17 protein-coding genes are annotated in these 16,918 nt (G+C 73.2%); 6 read left to right on the forward strand and 11 right to left on the reverse strand.

What is annotated here, in order from left to right; genetic code table 11:
• Positions 1–71: 71 nt before the first annotated feature.
• From ACFW5B_RS06175 to ACFW5B_RS06185, 3 genes are all read left to right on the forward strand, one after another.
• Positions 72–737 (forward strand): MOSC domain-containing protein, encoded by a 666-nt coding sequence (locus tag ACFW5B_RS06175; RefSeq protein WP_386434015.1) that lies wholly within the window; start codon positions 72–74, stop codon positions 735–737.
• A 199-nt stretch (positions 738–936) separates the two neighbouring features.
• Positions 937–1,710 carry an SDR family NAD(P)-dependent oxidoreductase gene (locus ACFW5B_RS06180; RefSeq protein ID WP_386434019.1) on the forward strand — a complete coding sequence of 258 codons (774 nt, stop codon included), beginning with the start codon at positions 937–939 and terminating at the stop codon, positions 1,708–1,710.
• 247 nt (positions 1,711–1,957) lie between these two features.
• Positions 1,958–3,016: a hydroxyacid dehydrogenase gene (locus ACFW5B_RS06185; RefSeq protein WP_386434022.1), complete on the forward strand. Its 1,059-nt coding sequence runs from the start codon at positions 1,958–1,960 to the stop codon at positions 3,014–3,016.
• A gap of 174 nt (positions 3,017–3,190) precedes the next feature.
• Here the strand turns inward: ACFW5B_RS06185 and groL are convergent, their stop codons facing one another.
• Both groL and groES read right to left on the reverse strand, forming a co-directional pair.
• Positions 3,191–4,816 carry a chaperonin GroEL gene (gene groL, locus ACFW5B_RS06190; RefSeq protein WP_386434025.1) on the reverse strand — a complete coding sequence of 542 codons (1,626 nt, stop codon included), beginning with the start codon at positions 4,814–4,816 and terminating at the stop codon, positions 3,191–3,193.
• A 135-nt stretch (positions 4,817–4,951) separates the two neighbouring features.
• A complete protein-coding gene (gene groES / locus ACFW5B_RS06195) occupies positions 4,952–5,260 on the reverse strand; it encodes a co-chaperone GroES (RefSeq protein WP_018090856.1) in 309 nt (102 codons plus the stop codon).
• A 528-nt stretch (positions 5,261–5,788) separates the two neighbouring features.
• Between groES and ACFW5B_RS06200 the strand changes: the two genes are divergently transcribed.
• Together ACFW5B_RS06200 and ACFW5B_RS06205 are read left to right on the forward strand one after the other, a co-directional pair.
• On the forward strand, positions 5,789–7,141 hold the full coding sequence (locus ACFW5B_RS06200) for an FtsW/RodA/SpoVE family cell cycle protein (protein WP_386434573.1): 1,353 nt from the start codon (positions 5,789–5,791) through the stop codon (positions 7,139–7,141).
• Between the two features lie 307 nt (positions 7,142–7,448).
• Complete coding sequence (locus ACFW5B_RS06205; RefSeq protein ID WP_386434028.1) at positions 7,449–8,720, forward strand: methyltransferase domain-containing protein; 1,272 nt, start codon at positions 7,449–7,451, stop codon at positions 8,718–8,720.
• Here ACFW5B_RS06205 and ACFW5B_RS06210 read toward each other — a convergent pair.
• The 4 genes from ACFW5B_RS06210 to tsaB form a co-directional block, all read right to left on the reverse strand.
• Complete coding sequence (locus tag ACFW5B_RS06210) at positions 8,704–9,069, reverse strand: hypothetical protein (RefSeq protein ID WP_386434031.1); 366 nt, start codon at positions 9,067–9,069, stop codon at positions 8,704–8,706. The genes ACFW5B_RS06205 and ACFW5B_RS06210 overlap by 17 nt on opposite strands.
• Positions 9,070–9,191: 122 nt before the next feature.
• Positions 9,192–10,322: a tRNA (adenosine(37)-N6)-threonylcarbamoyltransferase complex transferase subunit TsaD gene (gene tsaD / locus ACFW5B_RS06215; protein ID WP_386434034.1), complete on the reverse strand. Its 1,131-nt coding sequence runs from the start codon at positions 10,320–10,322 to the stop codon at positions 9,192–9,194.
• A gap of 5 nt (positions 10,323–10,327) precedes the next feature.
• The gene (gene rimI, locus ACFW5B_RS06220) at positions 10,328–10,885 is read right to left on the reverse strand and encodes a ribosomal protein S18-alanine N-acetyltransferase (RefSeq protein ID WP_386434037.1); all 558 of its coding nucleotides are present in this window, start codon (positions 10,883–10,885) and stop codon (positions 10,328–10,330) included.
• Positions 10,882–11,574, reverse strand: coding sequence for a tRNA (adenosine(37)-N6)-threonylcarbamoyltransferase complex dimerization subunit type 1 TsaB (tsaB, locus tag ACFW5B_RS06225; protein WP_386434040.1), 693 nt, complete (start codon positions 11,572–11,574; stop codon positions 10,882–10,884). Before tsaB ends, rimI begins: the two co-directional genes overlap by 4 nt.
• 137 nt (positions 11,575–11,711) lie before the next feature.
• Between tsaB and ACFW5B_RS06230 the strand changes: the two genes are divergently transcribed.
• A complete protein-coding gene (locus tag ACFW5B_RS06230; RefSeq protein ID WP_386434043.1) occupies positions 11,712–12,278 on the forward strand; it encodes a hypothetical protein in 567 nt (188 codons plus the stop codon).
• An 86-nt stretch (positions 12,279–12,364) separates the two neighbouring features.
• Here ACFW5B_RS06230 and ACFW5B_RS06235 read toward each other — a convergent pair whose 3' ends face one another.
• The 5 genes from ACFW5B_RS06235 to ACFW5B_RS06255 all read right to left on the reverse strand — a co-directional run bounded on the left by ACFW5B_RS06235 (position 12,365) and on the right by ACFW5B_RS06255 (position 16,907).
• Positions 12,365–12,586, reverse strand: coding sequence for a hypothetical protein (locus ACFW5B_RS06235; protein ID WP_386434046.1), 222 nt, complete (start codon positions 12,584–12,586; stop codon positions 12,365–12,367).
• A gap of 198 nt (positions 12,587–12,784) precedes the next feature.
• The gene (gene tsaE, locus ACFW5B_RS06240; protein ID WP_386434049.1) at positions 12,785–13,312 is read right to left on the reverse strand and encodes a tRNA (adenosine(37)-N6)-threonylcarbamoyltransferase complex ATPase subunit type 1 TsaE; all 528 of its coding nucleotides are present in this window, start codon (positions 13,310–13,312) and stop codon (positions 12,785–12,787) included.
• A 198-nt stretch (positions 13,313–13,510) separates the two neighbouring features.
• On the reverse strand, positions 13,511–14,845 hold the full coding sequence (locus tag ACFW5B_RS06245; protein ID WP_386434052.1) for an alpha/beta fold hydrolase: 1,335 nt from the start codon (positions 14,843–14,845) through the stop codon (positions 13,511–13,513).
• The gene (gene alr / locus ACFW5B_RS06250) at positions 14,842–16,029 is read right to left on the reverse strand and encodes an alanine racemase (RefSeq protein ID WP_386434055.1); all 1,188 of its coding nucleotides are present in this window, start codon (positions 16,027–16,029) and stop codon (positions 14,842–14,844) included. Before alr ends, ACFW5B_RS06245 begins: the two co-directional genes overlap by 4 nt.
• A 59-nt stretch (positions 16,030–16,088) precedes the next feature.
• Positions 16,089–16,907, reverse strand: coding sequence for a L,D-transpeptidase family protein (locus ACFW5B_RS06255; RefSeq protein WP_386434058.1), 819 nt, complete (start codon positions 16,905–16,907; stop codon positions 16,089–16,091).
• Positions 16,908–16,918 lie beyond the last annotated feature (11 nt).

Raw genomic sequence — 16,918 nt, forward strand, 5'->3', positions numbered from 1 at the left:
ACACGGGAGGCGGGACGCCCTCGACACGGGCCATTCCCCTGCACGACGTCGATCGAGCAACGGAGCACCACATGAAACTGCTGACCGTGAACCTGGGGCGGCCCACCCCGTCCGAGCACACCGACGCCGAGGGCGGCACGGGCATCGACAAGCGGCCCGTGGACGGCCCGGTGGCGGTCACTGCCCCCGGCCCCCACGGCACGGCCGGCAGCGGGCTGGCCGGTGACGCGGTCGTCGACCTGCGCTATCACGGCGGTGACGACCAGGCCGTCTACGCCTACGCGCGCGAGGACCTGGACGAGTGGCAGCGGGAGCTGGGCCGTGAGCTGCCCAACGGGTGCTTCGGAGAGAACCTCACCACATCGGGCGTCGAGGTCACCGGCGCCCTCATCGGCGAACGCTGGCGGGTCGGCCCGCGGCTGCTGCTGGAGGTCACCGGACCGCGTACCCCCTGCCGTACGTTCAACGGGTGGATCGGCGAGCGCGGCTGGATCAAGCGGTTCACCCAGGCCGCGGTGCCCGGCGCGTATCTACGGGTGATCGAGCCGGGCGAGATCCGCGCGGGGGACGCCGTCGACGTGGTGTACCGCCCCGGTCACCAGGTGACGATCGGGCTGACGTTCCAGGCCCTGACCCTCCGACGGGAGCTGATGCCCCGGCTGCTGGAGACGGGCGAGGCCCTCCACACGGAGGCACGGCGCAAGGCGCTGAAGTACGTGGCGCGACAGGGGAGTTGAGCCGGGGGCGTTGCGGGCCGGCGCCGGGGCCGGGCGGGGCGGCCCCGCGGTGGCCGGGTGGCGACGGGTGGTGCGGGCAGCGGGGCCGGTGGGCCCTGCGGTCCGGTTGCCGGAGTGCCAGACGGCCGTCTTCCGCGGGCGGCCGCGTCACCGGGGGTTGGGACGCGGGCGGTGTGCCCCGGGCGGATAGCGTGCCCGTATGACGACTGCATTGATCACGGGAGCGACGGCGGGCATCGGGGCGGCGTTCGCCCGGCGGCTCGCGAGCGACGGCCACAGCGTGGTGCTGGTGGCCCGCGACGAGAAGCGACTGCACGAGCAGGCCACCGAGTTGCACGACCGGCACGGCATCGAGGCGGAGGTGCTGAGCGCCGATCTGGCCACCGAGGACGGCATCGCGGCCGTCGAGGCCCGGCTCTCGGACCCGAAGCACCCGGTGGACCTGCTGGTGAACAACGCCGGCTTCGGCAACAAGGGCGAGTACCTCGAAGTCTCCATGGCCGACGAGCTGGCGATGCTCAAGGTGCACTGCGAGGCGGTGCTGCGGCTGACCACGGCCGGGGTGCGCGGGATGCGGGACCGGCGCCGGGGCGCGGTGGTCAATGTGGCCTCGGTGGCGGCGTTCGTCCCGCGGGGCACATACGGCGCGAGCAAGGCGTGGGTCGTGCAGTTCACCCAGGGCGCGGCGCGCGATCTGGCGGGGAGCGGCGTGCGGTTGATGGCGCTGTGCCCGGGGTTCGTACGGACCGAGTTCCACCAGCGCGCCGGAATGGGCACGGACAACATCCCCGGGTGGATGTGGCTGGACGCGGACAAGCTGGTGGACGCCGCGATGAAGGACCTGACGCGGGGCAAGTCGCTGTCCGTTCCCGACCCGCGGTACAAGGCGCTCATGGGCGCCGTGAAGCTGACGCCCCGCGGGGTGCTGGGCGGTGTGACGTCCCGTACCGGCCGTAAATACGGGCCACGCTGACGCCGGGTCACCCGCCCCGTTGCCGGGGGCGGGCCCGTGGTGGTGCCATGGCCGTGGTGACGCGAGAGCCGTGACGGTGTGCTCACCGGGGCGGGCCGATGGGGTGCGGGGACGGGCGACGCACCCCACGGGCCGTCCCGGCGCACGCACGGGACGCGCCACCACGGCACGGGACGCACCACAACGGGCAACCCTGCCGGCCGGCGGGCGCCGGGCCGGCAACCGCGAAGGAGGGCCGTTCCGCATCATGCACCCCACCTCTGGCAGTCCCCCGGGGCCCGCGGACCCGCCGCCGGTCCGGCCCGCCCTGTTGCTGGCGATGGGGCCGGGCATCGCGGACCGGCTCCTCGGCGCCCGCCACCGCACCCGCCTCGTGGCCCTCGCCCGTACCGATCCGCACCTCGTCGCCCACGACCTGGCCGACCCCGCCCCCGGGATCGCCGCCGCCCTCGCCGGGGCCGAGGTGCTGCTCACCTGCTGGGGCGCCCCGCCGCTCACCGAGCGGGTACTGGCCGCCGCCCCCCGGCTGCGGGCCGTCGTTCACGCCGCCGGATCGGTCAAGCACCACCTCACCGACGCCTGCTGGGACCGCGGGATCGCCGTCACCTCGGCCGCCGGCGCCAACGCCCTCCCGGTCGCCGAATTCACCCTCGCCGCGATCCTCTTCGCCAACAAGCGCGTGCTGCACGCCGCCCACCGCTACCGCGGCCTGCGCGCGCCCCACGACTGGCCGGCCGAACTCGACGGTGCCGGCAACTACCGCCGCACCGTCGGCGTCATCGGCGCCTCCCGCACCGGCCGCCGCGTCATCGAGCTGCTGCACCCGTTCGACCTGCGGGTCCTGCTGTACGACCCGTACGTGGACCGCGCCGAGGCGACCCGGCTCGGCGCGGTCCCGGTGCCGCTCGACGCCCTCTGCGCCGACAGCGACCTCGTCACCGTGCACGCCCCGCAGCTGCCCGCCACCCGCCATCTGCTCGACGCCCGGCGGCTGGCGCTGATGCCCGACGGCGCGACCCTGATCAACACCGCCCGCGGCTCGCTGGTCGACCCGGCGGCGCTGCTCCCCGAGCTGGTCACCGGCCGGCTGCACGCCGTCCTCGACGTCACCGAGCCCGAACTCCCGCCGCCCGGCTCGCCGTTGTACGACCTGCCGAACGTGCTGCTGACCCCGCATGTGGCGGGCTCGCTGGGCACCGAGCTGCACCGCCTGGCCGACCACGCCCTGGACGAACTCGAACGCTACGGCCGGGGCCGCCCGTTCCGCTCCCCCGTACGCCGCGAGGAGCTGCACCACTCGGCGTGAACCGCGCCCCGGCAGCGGCGAGTCCGGCGCCGGTACGGGTGTGCCGCACTCCCGCGCCCGGCAGGAAAAGCCGGAGACCCGGCCCCCGCCGAAGCGGGACCCGGGTCTCAGGTGCAGCGGGCCGACGCGGTGCGCCGGCGGAGACGACGGACCGGGTCCGTCGCGCGGCTCGCGTCAGTGCGCGTGGCCGTGGCCGTGACCGGCCTCGGCCGCGTCCTCCTCAGCGGGCTTCTCGACGACCAGGGTCTCGGTCGTGAGCAGCAGCGAGGCGATCGACGCGGCGTTCTCCAGGGCGGAACGGGTGACCTTGACCGGGTCGATGACGCCGGCCTTGACCAGGTCGCCGTACTCGCCGGTGGCGGCGTTGAAGCCGTTGCCCTTGTCCTGCTCGGCGACCTTGGCGGTGATGACGTAGCCCTCCAGGCCCGCGTTCTCCGCGATCCAGCGCAGCGGCTCGACGACGGCGCGGCGGACGACGGCGACACCGGTGGCCTCGTCGCCCTCCTTGCCGAGGGAGCCCTCCAGCACCTTGCCGGCGTGCACCAGCGCGGAGCCACCACCGGAGACGATGCCCTCCTCGACCGCGGCGCGGGTCGCGGAGATGGCGTCCTCCAGACGGTGCTTCTTCTCCTTGAGCTCGACCTCGGTGGCCGCACCCACGCGGATGACGCAAACGCCACCGGCGAGCTTGGCGAGGCGCTCCTGGAGCTTCTCGCGGTCCCAGTCCGAGTCGGTGGTCTCGATCTCGGCCTTGATCTGGGCCACGCGGCCGGTGACGTCCTCGGCCTTGCCGCCACCGTCGACGATGGTGGTGTCGTCCTTGGTGACGGTCACCCGGCGGGCGGTGCCGAGCACGTCCAGACCGGCCTGGTCGAGCTTGAGGCCGACCTCCTCGGCGATGACGGTGGCACCGGTGAGGGTGGCCATGTCGCCGAGCATCGCCTTGCGGCGGTCACCGAAGCCGGGGGCCTTGACGGCCACGGCGTTGAAGGTGCCACGGATCTTGTTGACGACCAGGGTCGACAGGGCCTCGCCCTCGACGTCCTCGGCGATGATCAGCAGCGGCTTGGAGGCACCGGCCTGGATGACCTTCTCCAGCAGCGGCAGCAGGTCCTGGATCGAGGAGATCTTGCCCTGGTGGATCAGGATGTACGGGTCCTCGAGGACGGCCTCCATACGCTCCTGGTCGGTGACCATGTACGGCGAGAGGTAGCCCTTGTCGAAGGCCATGCCCTCGGTGAAGTCCAGCTCCAGGCCGAAGGTGTTGGACTCCTCGACGGTGATGACGCCGTCCTTGCCGACCTTGTCCATCGCCTCGGCGATCAGCTCGCCGACCTGCTTGTCCTGCGCGGACAGGCCGGCCACGGCGGCGATGTCGGACTTGTCGTCGATCGGGCGGGCGGTCGCCAGCAGCTCGTCGGACACGGCCTTGACCGCGGCGTCGATGCCCTTCTTCAGGGCGGCCGGGGAGGCGCCGGCGGCGACGTTGCGCAGACCCTCGCGGACCAGCGCCTGGGCCAGCACGGTGGCGGTGGTGGTGCCGTCACCCGCGATGTCGTTGGTCTTGGTCGCCACCTCCTTGACGAGCTGGGCGCCGAGGTTCTCGTACGGGTCGTCGACCTCGACCTCACGGGCGATGGTGACACCGTCGTTGGTGATCGTCGGCGCGCCGAACTTCTTGTCGATGACGACGTTGCGGCCCTTGGGACCGATGGTCACCTTGACGGTGTCGGCAAGCTTGTTGACGCCGCGCTCAAGGGCGCGACGGGCGTCCTCGTCGAACTTCAGGATCTTCGCCATGGGTTGCTTCAAGTCCTCTCAATGCGATCCTCGGCCACGACGTGGGGACCGCTGTCGCTCAAACGAACTGCGCCCCTGCCCCGGGTTGTTTAGACGCGGGAACCAGGGGCGCAGATCACGGCAAAACTGGGTGACTTACTTCTCGACGATCGCGAGCACGTCGCGGGCCGAGAGAACGAGGTAGTCCTCGTTGTTGTACTTCACCTCGGTGCCGCCGTACTTGCTGTAGAGCACGACGTCGCCGACCTTCACGTCGAGCTCGACGCGCTTGCCGTCCTCGACCCGGCCCGGGCCCACGGCCAGGACGACGCCCTCCTGGGGCTTCTCCTTGGCGGTGTCCGGAATGACCAGGCCGGAGGCCGTGGTCTGCTCGGCGTCGAGCGGCTGGACCACGATGCGGTCCTCAAGCGGCTTGATGGCAACCTTGGAGCTGGTGGTCGTCACGATCCGACCTCCCCCTTCGGAGATCTCACGGGGTTAACTGTCTGAGGTGGCGACCAGGTGGATCCGTCGTCGCGGGTGCCGGACCTGCCCGTCGCTGTGTCTGGCACTCCCCACTGGAGAGTGCCAACGCTGAGACTATGACGCGGTTAGCACTCGGTCAAGCGGAGTGCCAGCGCGGCGGGTGGCTTCCCCCGACACCGGCCGACCGGCCGCGGGGAAGCGCGGTTCCCCGGCCGCCCGGATTCGGCGATCATGGTCATTCACAGCGGGGGCGGGGCGGGTCATGAGACGGGGCGGGTTACGAGACAGCCGTGAGGCGGCTTCCCGTCATATCGGACACACCTCCCCCTGCCCTCGCAACCAGGCCACCGGCTGCCACGTCTACCTCCCCGACTGCCGGGTCGACGAACCGGGCCCGCGCCCGACCGGCCGGCGGCCCCGACCACCGATGGCGGAGGAAAACCCGTGCGTGCACCGATCAGAGTTCCCCGGCGGGCCAGGGTGCCGGAGAGCGATGTCGAACGCACCATGACCTTCGAGGCGCTGGCCCAGGCACCGGACCGGCGCAGGACCGAGGCCTGGCTGCTCGCCCTCGTCGCGCTGATCTCGGTCTTCGGCTACGCCTACACCGGCCTGTCGATGGAGGGCCGGCTGACCCTCGGACTGGCCGGCTTCGCCGCCGGCATGGTCCTCATGGCGCTGGTCCCGCACCTGGTCCTGCGCCGCTACGCGCCCCGCGCCGACCCGCTGATCCTGCCGCTGGCGAACCTGCTGACCGGCATCGGCCTGGTGCTGCTGCACCGCCTGGACCTCACCTACGCGCACACCTCACGACCGAAGATCGCCGCGGCGGCCAACGGCCAGCTGGTGTGGACCGCGATCGGGGTGGCGGTCTGCCTCGTCATCCTGCTGGTGCTGCGCGACCACCGCATCCTGCAGCGCTACATCTATCTGACGATGGTGATCGCGCTGGTGCTGCTGATGGCGCCGGCCTTCTTCGGTGCCGACATGTACGGCGCCAAGCGCTGGATCCTGCTGGGGCCGCTGTCGCTCCAGCCCGGCGAGTTCGTGAAGATCATGATCTCGGTGTTCTTCGCGGGCTATCTCACCGTCAACCGCGATGCGCTGGCGCTGGCCGGCCGCCGCGTCCTGGGCATGCAGCTGCCCCCCGGAAAGCAACTCGCCCCGATCTTCACGATCTGGGCGATCAGCCTGCTGGTGCTGATCTTCGAACGGGACCTGGGCACCTCGCTGATCTTCTTCGGGGTCTTCGTGGTCATGCTCTACACGGCCACCGACCGCACCAGTTGGGTGGTGTGCGGTCTGCTGATGGCCGTGGTGGGCGCGGCCGTCGTCGGCTCCCTCGAACCGCATGTCCACGGCCGGGTCACCGCCTGGCTGGACCCCATGCGGGCGTTCACGAAACAGGGCCAGGCGGAGCACATGTCCGACCAGCTCGCCCAGGCGCTGCTCAGCTTCGGCAGCGGCGGCATCACCGGCACCGGCCTGGGCCAGGGCCACCCCGAGCAGATCGGCTTCGCCGGCAACAGCGACTTCATCCTCACCACCGTCGGCGAGGAGTTGGGCCTGGCCGGGGTGATGGCCGTGATCATGCTGTACGTCCTGCTGGCCCAGCGCGGCCTGCGGGTCGGGCTGAGCGCCCGCGACCCCTTCAGCAAGCTGCTCGCCGCCGGGCTTTCCGGGGCGCTGCTGCTGCAGGTCTTCGTCGTCTCCGGCGGCGTGACGGGGCTGATCCCCCTCACGGGCAAGGCGCTCCCGTTCCTCGCCAAGGGAGGCTCCTCGCTGGTCGCGAACTGGGTCATGGTGGCGCTCTTGCTGCGCATCAGCGACCACGCGCAGCGGCGGCGTGAGCCGGTGTAGTTCTTCCCACGTTTTGTCATACCCGCCGTGGTTGTTGCGCGCCGTTTGTGGCCCGCTTCGCGGTGCCCCCGCCGTCTCGCTGCGCTCTGCCTCGGCCTGCGTTTTTGGCTTGCTCGCCGTTGCGCCTGCGGCGGGCCGGGTCCGGACACCCTGCCCCGGAGGCCCGTCACCGCACCCACAAACCACCTGGCCCGCCGCAGGCGCAACGGCGAGCAACAACCACGGCGGGCCGGCCGAAGACGTGGGAAGAAGGCAAGGGCGCAGCCCACGGCGGGCCGGCCGAAAACGCGGGAGGAGAATAAGCACCGTGAACGACCTCGACGCCTTCGCGACCCTCCTCACCCCGGAGGGGCAAGCCCTGCTGGAAACGTTGCGGGATCACGACCCGCAGGATGAGCTCGCGGCAGCGACCCGGCTGCGGCGGGAGCATCCCGCCGCACTCGTTTCCGCGGCGCTCGGGCAGGCTCGGCTCCGGCAGCGGGCGGTGGCGAAGTTCGGGGCGGACGCGGGGCGGATGTACTTCACGCCGAACGGGGTCGAGCAGTCCACCCGGACCGCGGTGGCCGCCCACCGCGCGGCCCGTCTCGCCGCGCTGGGCGTCCGTACGCTGGCCGATCTGTGCTGCGGGATCGGCGGTGACGCGCTCGCGCTGGCGCGGGCCGGTATCCGGGTACTGGCCGTCGACCGCGACCCGTTGGCGTGTGCGGCGGCACGGGCGAACGCCGAGGCGCTGGGGCTGGACGACCTGATCGAGGTGCGCTGTGCGGATGTGACGGAGGTGGACACCGCGGGGTATGACGCGGTGTTCGTCGATCCGGCGCGGCGGGGGAAGGCGCCGGCCAAGGGGGCGGCGCGCAGCGCCTCGGTGAGGGGCGGTGGCCGGGCGACGGGTGGGCGGATCTTCGATCCCGAGGCGTACTCGCCACCATTGTCGTGGGCCGTCGAGGCGGCCCGCCGGGCGCCGGTCGCGGCGTTGAAGATCGCGCCGGGGGTGCCGCACGAGGCGCTGCCGGAGGACGCCGAGACGGAGTGGATCTCGGACGGGGGCGATGTCAAGGAAGCCGTGGTGTGGTTCGGGGCCGGTGTGGGCGGCGGGTCCCGGCCGGTGCCGGGCGGGCGCCGGGCCACGCTGCTTCCCGGTGGGGAGTCGCTGCTCGGCGCCGCGCCACAGGCCCCGGTCGGGCCGGTCGGCGACTGGCTGTACGAGCCGGACGGCGCGGTGATCCGGGCCCATCTGGTCGCGGATGTCGCCCGGCAGGTGGAGGGGCGGCTGATCGATCCGACGATCGCCTACGTCACCGCGGACCGGCTGACGGAGACGCCGTACGCGACCGCCTATGCGCTCACCGATGTGCTGCCGTTCAACGTCAAGAAGCTCCGGGCGCTGCTGCGGGAGCGCGGGGTCGGGATCGCGGTGATCAAGAAGCGGGGCTCCGCGGTGGAGCCCGAGGAGCTGCGCAAGAAGCTGAAGCTCGGCGGCGGCCGCACGTCCTGCACGATCTTCCTCACCCGGGTCGCCGGCGCCCCCGTCATGCTGCTGGGGCACCCGGCCACGGACCGGCTCACGCCAGGTCGGTGAGGTCCTCGGCGTAGATCTGGGAGAGCGGCTGCGGTCCGATGTACTGCTGGCAGGTGCACTGGCCGGCCTCGTACTGCACCGGCCGGTGGTCGGCGTCCCAGGCGACCGCCATCTCCACCCGCTCATGACACTTGCCCTTTTTGTCATGCTTGGCGAGGTGATGGGTGCAGCCGCACACCGGCTCCGGCGGCTTCTGCGCGGCGGCCAGCTCCTGCCGTTCCTGACGGGCGGTCTCCAGCCGCTCCATCGTGCGTTCGTGGCGGGTGCGCAGCGCCGTACGGGCGGTGTCGGCGATCTTCGCGAAGCCGCCCGCCATGAAGAAGATGAAGACCCACCAGAACCAGTCCACGGGCTGCCGCCTCCCCACATGCGCACTCGGTGCTGCAAGTCAGGGTAAGACCTCGGGCCGGCGGGCGGGCCGGGGGTGGCGGCGAGGACTCGCGCTTGGACAAAACGAGCCCTCGCCGGCCGTTACGAGTAGAGGTTGTGCTTGCTCATCTCGTGGACGTGATCGTGGTCGTGGTGGTGCGCGGGGGCGTCCTCGGGGTCCTCGCCGGGCACATGGGGCTCGGTGACCGGGAGCGAGGAGTCCGCGGAGAGGTCCCAGGCGGAGGCCGGCCGGTTGCGGGCCACCATCTCCGCGCCCAGGGCGGCGACCATCGCGCCGTTGTCGGTGCACAGCTTGGGCCGCGGCACCCGCAGGGTGATGCCGGCGTCCTCGCAGCGGCGCTCGGCCATCGCCCGCAGCCGGGAGTTGGCCGCGACCCCGCCGCCGATCATCAGGTGGTCCACGCCGTTGTCCTTGCAGGCCCGCACGGCCTTACGGGTCAGTACGTCCACCACGGCCTCCTGGAACGACGCCGAGACATCCGCCACCGGCACCTCCTCACCGGCCGCCCGCTTGGCCTCGATCCAGCGGGCCACCGCCGTCTTCAGGCCGGAGAAGGAGAAGTCGTAGACCGGGTCGCGGGGGCCGGTCAGCCCGCGCGGGAAGCGGATCGCGTCGGGGTTGCCCTCGCGGGCGTAGCGGTCGATGACCGGGCCGCCCGGGAAGCCGAGGTGCAGCACCCGCGCGATCTTGTCGAACGCCTCCCCGGCCGCGTCGTCGATGGTCGAGCCCAGCGGACGTACGTCGGAGGTGATGTCGGGCGCGAGGAGGAGGGAGGAGTGGCCGCCGGAGACCAGCAGGGCCATCGTCGGCTCCGGCAGCGGGCCGTGTTCGAGCTGGTCGACGCAGATGTGCGAGGCGAGGTGGTTGACACCGTAGAGCGGCTTGCCGAGGGCGTAGGCGTACGCCTTGGCGGCCGAGACGCCGACCAGCAGCGCGCCGGCCAGACCCGGTCCGGCGGTGACCGCGATCCCGTCCAGGTCGGAGGCCGCGACCCCGGCGTCCTTCAGGGCGCGCTGGATGGTGGGGACCATCGCCTCCAGGTGGGCGCGGGAGGCCACCTCCGGCACCACGCCGCCGAAGCGGGCGTGCTCGTCGACGCTGGAGGCGACCGCGTCGGCCAGCAGCGTGTGGCCGCGGACGATGCCGACACCGGTCTCGTCGCAGGAGGTCTCGATGCCGAGGACGAGCGGTCCGCCGCGTGAGTCAGCCATGGTTCTCAAGTTCCTTGTACGGAGGGTGCTTCGGAGGAGGTCTGGGTGGTGCGGCGCATCACGAGGGCGTCGATGTTGCCGGGCTGGTAGTAGCCGCGGCGGAAGCCGATCGGCTCGAAGCCGAAGCGTTCGTAGAGGCGCTGGGCGCGGAGGTTGTCGACCCGGACCTCCAGCAGCACCTCATGGCACTCGAAGTCCGTTGCGGCGCCGAGGAGTTCGGTCAGCAGCCGGGCGCCGAGACCGGTGCCCCACCGGTCCCGTGCGGTGGCGATGGTCTGGATGTCGCCGGTGCCGTCGACGGCGGCCAGCCCGCCATAGCCGACCAGCCTGCCGTCCTGCTCGGCGACGAGATAGCGGCGGGTGGCGAACGGCCCGCGGGCATGCGCCAGCTCGGACCAGAACATGCCCCGCGACCAGGCGTCCTCGGGGAAGAGCGCGCGCTCCAGCTCCAGCACCGGCGCGATGTCCCACCAGCGCATCTCACGCAGCACGGGGTCCGGCCCGGCGGCGCCGCCGGGCGGCGGCGCCGGGGCGCGCTGGTCGGACGGCGGGCGGGAACTCACCGGGGAGTGACCACCTTGTAGTTGGCGGGGACCTGGGCGTCCGGGCGCCGCAGGTACAGCGGCTGCGGCGGCAGCAGCTCCTCGCCCGCCGCGAGCTTCCCGGCGGCCAGCGCGGCCAGCGCGGCGGCGGACTGGTGCTCGGGCGCCTCGCGCCGTACGCCGGTGAAGACCGTGTCGTAGAGCACCGCGCCCGCGCCCACGGCCGGGACGCCGGCCACCTGGTCGGCGAGGTCGGCGGGGCGGTCGACGGCCGGGTCGGTCAGCCGGGCGACCGAGCGGGGGGCGGCACCATCCCCGGATGCCGGGCCGCCCTCGTAGCGCGCCCAGTACACCTCTTTGCGGCGGGCGTCGGTGGCCACGACGAACGGCCCGGTCAGGCCGGAGGCGTAGGCAAGGCCGTCCAGCGTGCACAGCCCGTGGACGGGCACGCCGAGCGCGGCGCCGAAGGTGGCGGCCGTCACCAGGCCGACGCGCAGCCCCGTGTACGGCCCCGGGCCGACGCCGACCACGAGGTCGCTGACCGCGTCGAGCTTGAGGCCGGCCTCGGCCAGGACCCGGTCGACGGCGGGCAGCAGCAGTTCGCCGTGCCGGCGCGCGTCCACCTGGCAGGACTCGGCGAGGACGCGGGTGCCGTCATGGAGCGCGACGGTGACGGCGGGGGTGGCGGTGTCAAGAGCTAGCAGCAGCACGCCCTCAAGACTACGGCTCGGCGAGCGGTCCCCGTTCCCGGTGCTACCGTCGCCCCTGGCCCAGCAGCAAGCAGCCCGGCGCCCAGGCCCGGGGCTCCCCGCCGGTGGTGGGGAGAGGGAGGAAAGGTGGCACAGCGGTGCCCTCTAGGAGCAGCTCGATCGTCACCGCGCTGACCACGGCGGCCCTGGTCGCGGTCGGAGTGCTCGGCTACCAGGCCGCGGCGTCCGCCCCGGACACCCTGGCCGAGGCCCGCAAGGACACCCGCCATGCCCCCGGGAAGCACGCGCCCCGGCCCGGCAAGAAGGAGAAGACCCCCGCTCCGGCCCCGGTCCCGGCGGCGTCCGGCACGGGCCAGCGGATCGTCTACTCGCTGGGCGCCAAGCGGGTCTGGCTGGTCGGGGCGCAGGACAAGGCGCTGCGGACGTTCGCCGTCACACCCAGCACGGTCAGCCCGCCGCCCGGGACGTACGCGGTCGGCACGCGGTCGGTCAGCGTCACCGGCTCGGACGGGATCGCCATCGAGCACGTGGTGCGGTTCGCCACCGTCAGCGGTGTCACGGTCGGCTTCAGCGCGGCCGTCGACGGCTCCCGGCCCGACCCCGGCGCGGCGAAGAAGACCGGCGGTATCCGTGAGTCGCGCGCGGACGGCAAGGCGATGTGGGACTTCGCGCCCAGCGGCACCAAGGTCGTCGTGGTCTCCTGACCGCGCGGACGCCGGCCGGTCCGTTCTTCGCCCCTACGGGCTACGCCGCGTCGCGGCCTCCGGTGGACGCCGGCCCGGCCCCGGGCTCATCGTCCGCCTCCGGCTCGTCCGCCGGTGCCGGCCTGCCCTGCCGGCCTGCCCTGCCGGGCTTCCTCGGCGGCGTCGGGGGGCGTGGACACCGCGCTGGCCGCGGCGCCGGCCGCCAGCAGCTCGTTCATGCTCGGCGTCTCGGGCACCTCGCGGCCGGCCGCCGCGCCGGTGGTGTCCGCACGCCCTTCAGGCGTGGGGAAGGGCTGGTGGGCCGACATGGACGCCTCCCGGGGCTCCTGGGGCAAGCGACAGAAGCTAGGCTGGCTACTTAGGCACACCTAACTGGGGTCTCCACCCATGTCACCACGCCCGGCACCGGGTACGCAACATCTTACCGACGGCTTGTCGGAAACTACCGGACGCCCGGCCGCATCACCGGCCGGCGGAACCGCCGCCGCGGCCGCCCCGCCCAGCCGTCAGCAGGTCTCCAGCGCGGGCAGTCCGGCGTCCGCCCAGCGCGGGCCGAGGCCGGTGACCGTCACCTCGCGCACATCGTCGACGTCGGCCGCCAGGGCCTCTTCCGGGCCGTCGTCCCCCATGGCACGGCCGATGACCACATGCAGCCGGTCCTCGGACAGCTCCTCGACCTTGCCGTCGCCCCACTCCACGACCACCACCGACTCCGGCAGCGAGACATCGAGGTCCAGGTCCTCCATCTCGTCCAGCCCGCCGCCGAGCCGGTAGGCGTCGACATGCACCAGCGGGGGGCCGCCGGCCAGCGAGGGGTGCACCCGCGCGATGACGAAGGTGGGGGAGGTGACGGCGCCGCGTACACCCAGGCCCTCGCCCAGGCCGCGGGTCAGCGTCGTTTTGCCGGCGCCCAGCTCACCGGTGAGCAGTACCAGGTCGCCGGGGCGCAGCAGCGGGGCCAGACGGCGGCCCAACTCCTGCATCTGTTCGGGGGACTTGACGGTAACGTGCGCCATCGCGCCGGTGGTGCTCATGCCGCAAATGGTACGGCCTGCCCCTCCCCCGGCCACATCCCTCAATGACGCCGATGGGCGGCGGCCCCTGACCGCCACCCGGCCGCCACCCCTTCATCGACGCCTCTGCGCGGCGGCAGCCTGTCTCTCCCGCCCGCCAACCCCGCGGGACACCGTGAGAGACGGCCTGCCGGGCCCGGCGCCCGGCAGGCCGGGGGCTCAGGCGCGGGCGGTCCGGGAGCTGCGGGCCGCCGCGCTCGCCCGTTCCACCAGGGAGACCAGATGCTCATTGACCAGCTCGGGGCGCTCCAGCATCACCAGATGGCCGGCGTCGGGGACACACACCAGCGCCGCGTCGGGCAGCACCTCGGCGATCGTCCGGCTGTGGTCGGCCGGGGTGATCAGATCGCTCTCCCCGGCGAGCACCAGAGCGGGCACCGCGTCGTACGCGACCAGCGCCTCGGTCTTGTCGTGCACCGCGAACGCCGGGAAGAACTCGGCGACCACATCGATCGGGGTCGCCTCGATCAGCCGCTCGCCGAACCGCGCGATGCCCGGGTCCACCTTCTCCGGCGTCCCGAAGGAGTAGCGCTTGACCAGCCCCGCGAACAGATCGGCGGTGGCCCGCCGGCCGCGCTCGACGATCTCCCGCTGCCAGCCCAGCGCCTTCAGCACATTCGGCGCGAGCCAGTGGAAGGCCTTGACGCCCAGCGACGGCAGCCCGAAGCCGACCTCGCTGAGCCGGCCCGCCGAGGTGCCGATCAGGGCCACCCCGACCACCCGCTCCGCGACGTACTCGGGGAACTGGTCGGCCAGCGCCATCACCGTCATCCCGCCCATGGAGTGCCCGACCAGCACGATCGGCCCCTCGGGCACGGCGGCGTCCAGCACCGCCTTCAGGTCCCGGCCCAGCAGGTCGATGGTGACCGGTTCCGTGCCGTCGATCTGGCCGTGGCCGCGCGAGGAGCGACCGTGGCTGCGCTGGTCCCAGTGGACGGTGCGGACCGTGCCGCGCAGTGCGGAGCGCTGGAAGTGCCAGGAGTCCTGGCTGAGGCAGTAGCCGTGGCTGAAGACGACCGTGGGGGCCGCGGCGCGGCGGCCCAGCGCCGCCGACAGCCGCTTGCGCAGCCCGCCCTGGGCCTCCTGCGCGGCCCGCGCCTCCTTCCCGCGGACCGGCTTGGCGGACCCGTCGGCCTTGCCGCCCTTGCCGTTCCTGGCCTTGCCCGTCCGGTCGTCCTTCTCCGGCCGGGCCGACTCCACGCCCGGCTCGTCGACCTCGTAGTACAGCTCGGTGCCGTCCTCGGCGATCGCCGCGCCCGGTGTGCCGCGCAGCGTGCCGTACGGACCGGCGGCGTCCAGCGCGAGCCGGGCCCGGCGGCGCATCCCGCGGCCGACCGTCATCCGCTCTATCGCCACGCCGGCCGCGGCGCCCGCCGCGACCACCCCGATCGCGGCACCGGCCACACCTGCGTGCCGGCCCGCCCGTGCCCAGTTCCCGGCCGCCTCGACGGCCGTCTCGACCGCCTCCGCGGCGGCGTCCTGTCCCTCGGTCATGCCGTACCCCCCGTGAGCGCGCTGTCTCCTTCGGCTTCGTTCCGTATGCCGCTGTCCACGTAGACGCGCGGGACCCGGGTTCCGATCCGGGTGACGATCTCGTAGCCGATGGTTCCGGCCACCCTGGCCCAGTCCTCGGCGGTCGGCTCACCGCGGTCCCCGGGGCCGAAGAGCACCGCCGGGTCGCCCGGCTCGGCGCTGTCCCCGCCCAGGTCGACCACGAACTGGTCCATCGCGATCCGCCCGGCGACCGTCCGCCACTTGCCGGCGACCAGCACCGGGCCGGTGCCGGAGGCGTGCCGCGGGATGCCGTCGGCGTAGCCGAGCGGGACCAGCGCGAGCGTGGTCTCGCCGGGCGTCGTGTACTGATGCCCGTACGAGACGCCGTGGCCGCCCGGGACGCGCTTGACCGAGGCGAGCGAGGCCTCCAGCGTCATCACGGGGCGCAGCCCCAGCTCCTGGGAGGTGCCGACCTCGGGGCTGGGCGAGATGCCGTAGATGCCGATGCCGGTGCGGACCAGGTCGAAGTGCGCCTCGGGGAGGGTGAGCAGCGCCGGGGTGTTGGCGATGTGCCGCACCTCGGGGCGCAGGCCGGCCCGCTCGGCCGTCCTCAACGCCTCTTGGAAGGCGGCCAGCTGGGCGGCGATCGACGGGTGTCCTGGCTCGTCGGCGCAGGCGAAGTGCGACCAGACGCCGGTGACCGTCAGCACGCCCTCGGCCTCGGCGGCCCGGGACGCGGCGGTCAGCTCCGGCCAGTCGGCGAGCGCGCAGCCGTTGCGGCCCAGCCCGGTGTCGACCTTGAGCTGGATGCGGGCGGTCCGGCCGCACCGCTTCGCCGCGGCCGTCACCTCGCGCAGCGCCCACAGCCCGCTCACCGAGATGTCGATGTCCTGCTCGACGGCCCGGCGCCAGGGGCCGCCCGGGGTCCACAGCCAGCACATCAGCCGCCCGGTGTCACCGGCCGCACGCAGCGCGAACGCCTCCTCGGGCAGCGCCGTGCCCAGCCAGCCGGCACCGGCCTCACGGGCGGCGCGCGCACAGCGCACCGCCCCGTGTCCGTAGCCGTCGGACTTGACCACGGCCATCAGCTCTGCCCGGGGTGCGCGGGCCCGCAGCGCACGGACATTCGACCGCACGGCGGCGAGGTCGATGGCGGCACGGGCGCGCTTCGCTGTCTCGTTCATCCCCCTCAGTGTCGCAGGCGACGCCGCGGGGCCCCGGGGGACGGGCGGGGAAACCGTGCTCACACGCCGGGCTTCCGCCCCCAGACGTACACGGTGTCGCCCTTACTGAGCACTTCCCAGGCCCTGCGCGCGTCCGTCATCGTGAGGTTGACGCAACCGTGCGAACCCGCCCCCGAGAAGAGGTCCTCGTAGACGCCGTGCAGCGCCTCCCCGCGGTCGAAGAACTGGGCGTACGGCATCCGCGTGCCGTACAGGTTCGAGATGTGCCGCCGGTGCCGCAGATAGATCCGGTACGAGCCGGTGCGGGTCTCCATCGTCGGCGCACCGGAGCGGATCACCACCGGGTCGAGGAGCACCCGGCCGCTCTGCTGCACCCACATCAGCTGCCGGTTCAGGTCGACGCACGCGGTCCGCTGCGCGAGGTCGGGGCAGTGGCCGGCCCGGTTGGGGTCCTTCCTGGCCTGCATCATCCGCACCGTCGCCCCCGTGACCGGGCCCGCGAAGCCGGTGGCCGGCGCGATGCGGTGGGCCTGCTGGAACCGCCGGATCGCCCGGCAGTCCGCCGTGCTCTGCCGCCCGTCCACCTGCCGTCCCAGGTAGTCCTCCGCCAGCCGCTGGTAGGGGCCGGTGGCGGCGCTGCACCGCGGCGTCCGGACGCCGGCCGGCGCCACCTCGGACCGCGGTACGTACTCGGTGTACCGGGGCCGGACGGTCTCGCGTGCCGCACGCGGGAGTCCGGGGACCAGGGCGGGCAGCCGGGACGGGGACGCCACGGCCGCCGGGGCCACCACGGGCGACGGCGCCACGGCCACCGCGGGCGGCCCGGCGATGACGAGGAGCGAGGCGCAGGCCAGCAGCGCCGGAAGGGTGCGTTTCATGACCTCACGCA

The sequence above is a fragment of the Streptomyces sp. NPDC058773 genome (genome assembly GCF_042746015.1).
Taxonomy (GTDB): domain Bacteria; phylum Actinomycetota; class Actinomycetes; order Streptomycetales; family Streptomycetaceae; genus Streptomyces.